Annotated in this window: 1 protein-coding gene; it reads right to left on the bottom strand. The window is 41.1% G+C overall.

Features of this window, described 5'->3' with window-relative positions; genetic code table 11:
• Positions 1 to 1,084 precede the first annotated feature (1,084 nt).
• On the bottom strand, positions 1,085 to 1,414 hold the full coding sequence (locus tag ACFVRY_RS29325; RefSeq protein WP_387503758.1) for an SDR family NAD(P)-dependent oxidoreductase: 330 nt from the start codon (positions 1,412 to 1,414) through the stop codon (positions 1,085 to 1,087).
• Positions 1,415 to 2,370 lie beyond the last annotated feature (956 nt).

Below are 2,370 nucleotides of genomic sequence, written 5' to 3'. Positions count from 1 at the left end.
TCGTCCTGAGCCAGGATCAAACTCTCCAAATTGGTATTTAGAAAGAGCGATTGCTCATTTTGAAACATCTGACGAGAATTAAAAATTCTCATTTTTGAACTCACTTTCGTGAATTCGATACTCACTCGTTGTTCAGTTTTCAAAGATCAAGCTATTCACGTTGTCCGCTTAATGTCTCAGCAGCAACTCTTATACTATATCATGTTCGGCGTTTTAATGCAAGACTTTTTTTAAAAAGTTTTACGAAGCCGTTCATTCATTTTATTCCAATCGACAAACAATTCTTTCTGCTCGCGACCGGACATTTAATATACCATGATACCCTGCCATAATGCAAGCTTTATTATTAAACATATAGCAAAGTAGTTCATTTTTCTTAAAGAGTCTTCAATATTCGACTAAATATCGGTGTAACACAAGGCGAATACATACAGATACTGTATCGATCGATAAACAACTGTATGAGAAGATTGTCACTCCTCCCTTTAGTCGAACATATCAATTTATACGAAAACAGCATTAATCTCAGCCGCTGATTCTACTTCATATTCTGATCTTATTTGAAATTAGATAGTTTAAAGCTTGTAGCTTCTATTACTCTCGATATTACAGCACTTCAAGCAATGGACAGATTAACGATCTTTTAATCTTTCCTATTTATAAGAAGGCTATCGTACCTAGCAGACCAACAACCAAGTCATAGGTTCTATAATTAAAGGAGGTTGAATATCTCGCTACTCTACCCCCTAATGATGATGTACCTGAATTTAAGTCGTATCAAGAATCTTCGTTGTTCATCATTGGGTAGATATTGTGTTTGCCAAACTTCGGCATGTCTTTAAAATCCTTACCTGCACCCGTACCATCCAGCTCAGACTGTTTCCCCTTCCGAAGGGAATTAGCCGGTAAACAACCGAGCTAATTTATTGCAGTCTGGTAGTAATATATGGAGGGCCATGCAGGCTTACAGCGTACAAAGCTGCTTATCTCGCTCTCTAAACGCAGCGTTGTTGCTACATCGCTTTTCATTATGTCTACTTGTAAATATATTTGAAATTGTTGTTACACAAAAGTACCTGCGTGATCAGGCGAAGAAACCGCCATCAACAGCAAGGTGGACTCCATTGATATCGGAAGCATCGTCGAAAAGAAGGAGAGCAATAGCTGCCGCCCCTTCACGTCCTGTTCCAATACGTTTGAGTGGAATACCACGATCATCAACCTCTTGGGTCCCTTCAGGATCAGCCTGTGGGATTTCTGTATTGATAACCCCTGGCTGGAGTTCATTGATACGAATTCCCTGTGTGCCATATTCCTTTGCAACAGTACGGGTTAGCCCGCGGATAGCACGCTTCGAACCGGAGTAATCCGTTGAAGGACCAACGCGATCAGCAAAAACACTCGATACATTCACCTAGCTCCTCCTACAGCTATAATCACTGGAATTTCATATTTCTTTGAATAGAAAAACCCTAAGATATTAACACCGATTACACGATTCTATTTCTCGATGCTCTGATCCGGTACACCAACATCCCCAGTAACCGCGAGAGCAACCCCACCAGCTGCGGAGATTTCTGCTAAAAACCTCATTAAGCTTATTTTACGTCTGCCAAAACAGCAAACTCTGCACCTCGTTCGGCCAAAAGCTTGTCTATAGCGGCACCTATACTACTTCTAGCACCGGTGAAGAGCGTACGGAGGTGGGATTTCGCAATTTCCTGCTTGACTGGCAGGCAGTTAGGGCAACTACACCAGTGTTTTAGATCAGTTGTGGGGGGGCAGGATTATAACCTGCAGCCTTCAGGTTATAATCCCGACAAGCTACTGGTCAGCTCCACCTCGTGTTTGTAAAATCATTATGTAATTCATAGTAGAGGCTGAATAGATCCAACCCCGAACCTTTTCCTTATATGCAGATAATCTCCCAACTGAGCTAAACGTCCTTAGTTATGACCCGTAGGGAACCCAAACTCCTGTCACCTTAGTTAGTGAAGTGGAGGCTTATTAACGCTTTGAATAACGGGTCGTACGATAAATGTTTTTCCATGATAAATTAATTTAACATCAAAGCGAATGGTCTTGAAAATCCTGAGATATCCGCTCAAAGGGTGTGTTTTCCCAATTATAATTATGAAATTATCTGAATCAAATGCATAAAACTGATGAATACGGTCAATTAAAGCATATGCCGTTCCACTTTACCGGCCCAAAAGCACCGTTAATCCTTATGATTACGTGACTATCCTTCATTGAAGCTCTAAATGATTTATTATAAAACACAAAAAAGCCCTTGTTGATTAAATCAACAAGGGCTCATGTGCTTGGCGGCGTCCTACTCTCCCAGGACCCTTCGGTCCAAGTACCATC

This window comes from Paenibacillus sp. NPDC057934 (genome assembly GCF_042887565.1).
In the GTDB taxonomy this organism is placed as follows: Bacteria; Bacillota; Bacilli; order Paenibacillales; family Paenibacillaceae; genus Paenibacillus_AQ.
The sequence above is the reverse complement of the archived record's forward strand: the minus strand, read 5'-3'. Positions and strand labels throughout refer to the sequence as shown.